6 protein-coding genes are annotated in these 5771 nt (G+C 46.7%); all 6 read left to right on the forward strand.

Annotated features, from left to right (window positions below; genetic code table 11):
* Positions 1–156: 2-oxo acid dehydrogenase subunit E2 (locus AZ66_RS31015; protein WP_197081772.1), on the forward strand; the 156-nt coding region annotated here is incomplete at its 5' end.
* Positions 157–162: 6 nt separating this feature from the next.
* A complete protein-coding gene (lpdA, locus tag AZ66_RS25835; RefSeq protein ID WP_021261328.1) occupies positions 163–1581 on the forward strand; it encodes a dihydrolipoyl dehydrogenase in 1419 nt (472 codons plus the stop codon).
* A 227-nt stretch (positions 1582–1808) separates the two neighbouring features.
* The gene (locus AZ66_RS25840) at positions 1809–2285 is read left to right on the forward strand and encodes a zinc ribbon domain-containing protein (protein WP_052648879.1); all 477 of its coding nucleotides are present in this window, start codon (positions 1809–1811) and stop codon (positions 2283–2285) included.
* A gap of 253 nt (positions 2286–2538) precedes the next feature.
* Entirely contained in the window at positions 2539–3333 is a 795-nt protein-coding gene (gene thyA / locus AZ66_RS25845; protein WP_044357492.1) for a thymidylate synthase, read from the forward strand.
* An 84-nt stretch (positions 3334–3417) separates the two neighbouring features.
* Positions 3418–3903: a dihydrofolate reductase gene (locus tag AZ66_RS25850; RefSeq protein ID WP_044357493.1), complete on the forward strand. Its 486-nt coding sequence runs from the start codon at positions 3418–3420 to the stop codon at positions 3901–3903.
* Positions 3904–4121: 218 nt separating this feature from the next.
* On the forward strand, positions 4122–5609 hold the full coding sequence (locus AZ66_RS25855; protein ID WP_044357494.1) for a glutamate synthase subunit beta: 1488 nt from the start codon (positions 4122–4124) through the stop codon (positions 5607–5609).
* The last annotated feature ends 162 nt before the right edge of the window (positions 5610–5771 follow it).

Below are 5771 nucleotides of genomic sequence, written 5' to 3' on the forward strand. Positions count from 1 at the left end.
CCAGTTGTTAAGAACGGCGAAATCGTGGCAGCGCCAGTTATGGCATTGTCCCTCAGCTTCGACCACCGTCTGATCGACGGCGCGACAGCTCAAAACTTTATGAACTACATCAAGCAACTGCTTGCTAACCCTGAGTTGCTTGTTATGGAGGTGTAACCGGAAATGGTAGTAGGAGACGCATCTTTGAACATTGACACTTTGGTTATTGGGGCAGGCCCTGGCGGTTACGTGGCAGCGATTCGCGCTGCCCAACTCGGCCAAAGCGTACTCATCGTAGATAAATCCGAACTCGGCGGTGTGTGCTTGAACCGCGGTTGTATTCCATCCAAAGCGCTTATCAGCGCTGCACATCAATATGAAGTTACACAACACGCTTCTGCAATCGGTATTACTGCAGAAAACGTAAAAGTGGACTTCACAAAAGTGCAAGAATTTAAAGGCGGCGTAGTTAAGAAATTGACTGGCGGCGTAGGCGCTTTGTTGAAAGCTAACAAAGTTCAAATCTTCAAAGGCGAATGCATGTTCATTAATGAAAATGAAGCACGTGTCTTCAACGATCAAGAAGCACCGCGCTACAAGTTCAAAAACTGCATCATCGCAACAGGTTCCCGTCCAATCGAATTGAAGCCTTTCCCATTCACTGGACGTATCCTGTCTTCGACAGAAGCTTTGGAATTGCCAGAAGTTCCTAAGTCCATGATCGTTATCGGCGGCGGCTACATCGGCGCTGAGCTTGGTCAAATGTACTCCAAGTTCGGTACGAAAGTAACAGTTATCGAAGGCGCGGACATGGTTCTTCCTGGCTTCGACAAAGATATGACTCAACTTGTATCGAAAAACATGAAGAAATCCAATGTTGAGATCTTCACTGGTGCGAAAGCAGAGTCTGCTACACAAACAGACAAAGACGTTACTGTGAAATTCACAGTTGGCGGCGAGTCCAAAGAAGTGACAGCTGATTACTTGCTCGTAACAGTTGGTCGTCGTCCGAACACTGATGGTGAGCTTGGTCTGGACATGATCGGCGTGAAAATGACTGATCGCGGCTTGATCGAAGTTGACCACCAAGGTCGTACAAGCATTCCGCACATCTTCGCTATCGGTGATATCGTTGCTGGGCCTGCATTGGCTCACAAAGCTTCTTACGAAGGTAAAGTGGCTGCAGAAGCAATCTCCGGTATGCCTAGTGTTGTAGATTACAAGTGCATTCCTGCAGTATGCTTCACAGATCCAGAGTGCGCAAGCGTAGGCTTGTCTGAATCCGAAGCGAAGGAAAAAGGCTTCAAAGTAAAAGCCGGTAAATTCCCTTATGCAGGTAACGGTCGTGCGTTGTCCCTCGGCGGCAGCGTTGACGGTTTCGTGAAAATCGTATCCGATGCTGACACAGGTATCGTCCTCGGTTCTCAAATCGTAGGTCCTGAAGCATCGAACTTGATCGCGGAAATGGGCTTGGCAGTTGAAATGGCTGCAACTGTAGAAGACTTGGCGTTGACAATCCACGCTCACCCAACACTTGGTGAAATCGTGATGGAAGCTGCTGAAGTTGTTCTTGGTCACCCAATCCACACAGTAGGTAAGTAATCCCCTCTCTCTCTGAGGGTTCTGTATACGTTCTGTTACGGTTCTGTTTATATATTGATTTGCTTTTGCCCTTGCAGCAGCGCTGCGGGGGCGTTTTTTTACCGAGATGTGAATAGTACTGGTTATGTAAGGTGGATTCATGTAATAAACAGAGAAGTTTTTCTCTATATTACTAATATCTAAAGTTATGATGATCAGTACACATTTACGGAATGGAGAGGATTACGGTGAGCAGTTTTTTTGATAAATTAAAGCAAGGTGCAGCGGAAGCAGGAAAAAAAGCACAGTCCACGATAGAGGTAAATCGGTTAAAATTCCAAATCTCTTCAAAGGAAAAAGAAATTACGGGCATCTACAGCCGTATGGGTGAATGTGTGTATCATGCCATGCAAAATGGGACAATAGAAGAAATAAGCGATCAATTGCTGCTGTTTAGTGAACAGATCAATCAGAAGAAGGCAGAAGTTCAGGATGTTGAAAATCGAATTCGTACGGTGCAGAATGAGAAGCTGTGTCCATCTTGTAGTAAACCTGCTACATTAGATACGAAGTTTTGTTCAGGCTGTGGACATCATTTTGTAGGGCATTTTTCAGAAGAGGAAGTTGGAGATATAAAAGTGATGGTTGTATGCCCAGTGTGTCAGGTAGCAAGTGATAAAGGGTCGAGCTTCTGTGCGGAATGTGGTCATAAATTCGAAGAATAACAATTTGAACGTTGAGGAAATCGTACATTATATCATTTTTCTGATCCGGGCATATTATGGCCGGATTTTTCTTTGATTAAGCCACCATTTTCGAGAGAGGTTCAATGAGGGCGTCAACCGTGCCAAGGAATAGCGCTGATCGTAATTGATCAACAGATGATAATGGAATGGGATACCGATGATTTTTTTACTCTGGAATGGTACACTAGGTAAGATACACTTCAGAACGGTAAGGAAAGAGAGTGAATAGAGAATGAAATCATATTTGGCATTATTGCAGGATATTTTGGATCATGGCGTGAAAAAAGAAGATCGTACAGGCACAGGTACGATATCCGTATTTGGTCGCCAACTTCGATTTGACCTAAATGAAGGATTTCCAGTCGTAACGACGAAGCGTCTGCATCTTCGTTCGATCATCCATGAGTTATTGTGGTTCCTTAGCGGCGATACGAATATCGGCTATTTGAAGGAGAATAAGGTAACGATTTGGGATGAGTGGGCGGACGAGAACGGCAATCTTGGCCCTGTATACGGCTCGCAATGGCGGAACTGGGAAACGAAAGACGGTCGTACGATTGACCAGATCGCGAATGTGATTGAGCAAATTAAAACGAATCCGGATTCCCGCCGGTTGCTCGTATCCGCGTGGAACGTAGGTGAGGTCGATGAGATGAAGCTCCCTCCATGCCATTATTCCTTCCAATTCTATGTGGCAGATGGCAAGTTGAGCTGCTTGTTGAACATGCGCTCTGTGGATACGTTCCTTGGTTTGCCGTTCAATATTGCAAGCTACGCGCTATTGACGCATATGGTGGCCCAGCAATGTGATTTGGAAGTAGGTGAGTTCGTCTGGAGTGGTGGAGACGTTCATATTTACTCGAATCATCTGGAACAGGTGAATACGCAGTTGCAGCGCGAGCCATTGCCGCTTCCGAAGCTGGTCATTAAGCGCAAGCCTGAATCAATTTTTGATTACCGTTTCGAGGACTTTGAGTTCGAAGGCTACGAATATCATCCAGCTATCAAAGCGCCTGTCGCTGTGTAATCGATTGTTGTTGTGCAATAACGGCACGAATATTACATTCGACTTCTGTGACTCTGCTAAGAACGATCGAAGGAGGAATTGAAATTGTCGATTACGATGATATGGGCGATGGATGAACAACGGCTTATTGGCAAGGACAATGGAATGCCGTGGCATCTGCCGAATGATATGAAGTTTTTCCGTGAGAATACAAAAGGCAAGACCGTTGTGATGGGACGCAAAACGTATGATTCGCTGAACGGAGCACTGCCAAAACGGCGCAATCTTGTCTTGACGCGCAACCCCGCGTGGGGTACAGATGACGCTGAGGTTATCTCGGACATCACTTCCGTCCTTGAGCTTGCTCAAGATGAAGAAGTGATGATTATTGGCGGAGCCCAAATTTATAATTTGTTTATGCCGTATGCGGACAAGCTGCTTGTTACGCGAATCGCGCAGACATTCGAGGGTGACGAGCATTTCCCAGAATACGATGAGCGTGTATGGGAGCTTGAGTGGGAAGAGTCAGGAATCGTTGATGAGAAAAATGAATACCCTCATCAGTTCCAATCTTTTGTACGCAAAAAATAGTTGAAACGAAAATGTATTGATGTGCTATTGTGTGAAGAAATGCAAATGATTTGTTCATGACTCCATTGGAATATAGGCGTAAATTGAGTAGGATAGGTTGAAAAACATGTCGAAGAGTGCAATGAATGTCTGCATGCAAATCCATGAAACCGCAACAAAAGAATGACCAATCAACCTTACTCATACAAATATACGGATGGACGGATGGAGGAAATCGCATGTCAACACCTACTGGATTTATGGAGTATCGCCGTCAGATTCCGGCTGATCGCGATCCATTGGAACGGCTTAAGGATTGGGAAGAGTTTCATAAGCATCTAAGTGAAGAAGAGCTTCGCACACAAGGTGCCCGCTGTATGGACTGCGGAACCCCATATTGTCATACAGGTATTGAAATGACGGGAGGAACATCAGGCTGTCCTGTGCACAATTTGATTCCAGAATGGAATCAGCTCGTGTATCGTGGCTTATGGCAGGAGGCACTTGAGCGACTGCACAAGACCAATAACTTCCCGGAGTTCACAGGGCGTGTATGTCCTGCACCATGTGAAGGCTCTTGTACGGTGGGGCTTATCGGACAGCCAGTTACGATTAAGACAATAGAAGAAGCTATCATCGAACGGGGATTTGAAGAGGGCTGGGTGAAGCCCGAGTCTCCAGCACAGCGAACAGGTAAGCATGTGGCTGTTGTAGGATCAGGACCTGCTGGCCTCGCTTGCGCCGCACAATTAAATAAAGCCGGCCATTCCGTAACCGTCTTCGAGCGTTCAGATCGTCTTGGTGGCCTCCTCACGTATGGGATTCCAACGATGAAGCTGGAAAAGCAAGTTGTAGATCGCCGCATTCAGCTATTGGAGGCGGAAGGCATTCAATTTGTGACGAATACGGAAATCGGCAAGGACATCCCAGCTGATCAGTTAGTTGCCTCTCATGATGCGGTAGTTCTATGCGGAGGCGCAACGAAGCCGCGTGAGTTCCAAATAGAAGGAAGCAATTTACACGGAATCCATTATGCGATGGATTACTTGAATGGTACGATTAAGAGCTATCTTGACTCCAATCTGGAGGATGGTCAGTATATTAATGCCGAGGGCAAGGATGTGATCGTCATCGGAGGCGGAGATACCGGAACCGATTGTGTTGCTACTGCGCTCCGTCACGGGTGCCGCAGCATTACACAATTTGGTACGCATGTGAAGGCTCCGCTAGAACGGGATGCAAGCACAAATCCTTGGCCGCAGTTCCCGAACGTCTACACGCTGGACTATGCCCATGAAGAAGCCAAAGCCTTGTATGGCAGAGATCCTCGTGAATTCTCCATCATGACAACGAAGTTCGTCGGTGATGAAGATGGACAGGTGAAGGAACTGCACACGGTGCAGATTGAACGGATTGTCGATGAGACCGGAAGGAAAATTTATCAGCCGATTCCCGGTACGGAACGCGTATTCCCGGCACAACTCGTGCTGATTGCGATTGGCTTCGATGGGCCGGAACAGACCATTGCAGGGCAACTCGGACTGGCAACAGATCGTCGGACGAATGTGAAGGCCGACTATGGCAAGTATGCGACGAATGTAGGTAAAGTATTTGCCGCAGGAGATATGCGCCGTGGACAGAGTCTCGTCGTATGGGCGATCAATGAAGGACGAGAGGCTGCAAGAGAAGTGGATCGATATTTGATGGGAACTACACTATTGCCTTAAATGCGAAAGTAGTGAATAATAGAACATAGTAACGTTAGTAAGAAGCTGCGCTTATTCTCACATGCGCGGCTTCTTCTGTTGTGTATGGAAAGAGGTGGTAGGATGAAGACACTTGTCGTGGCTGAGAAGCCTGATATGGGACGCAACATCGCTTCTGTCATC

The sequence above is a fragment of the Paenibacillus sp. E194 genome (genome assembly GCF_000935845.1).
GTDB lineage: Bacteria > Bacillota > Bacilli > Paenibacillales > Paenibacillaceae > Paenibacillus_B > Paenibacillus_B alvei_B.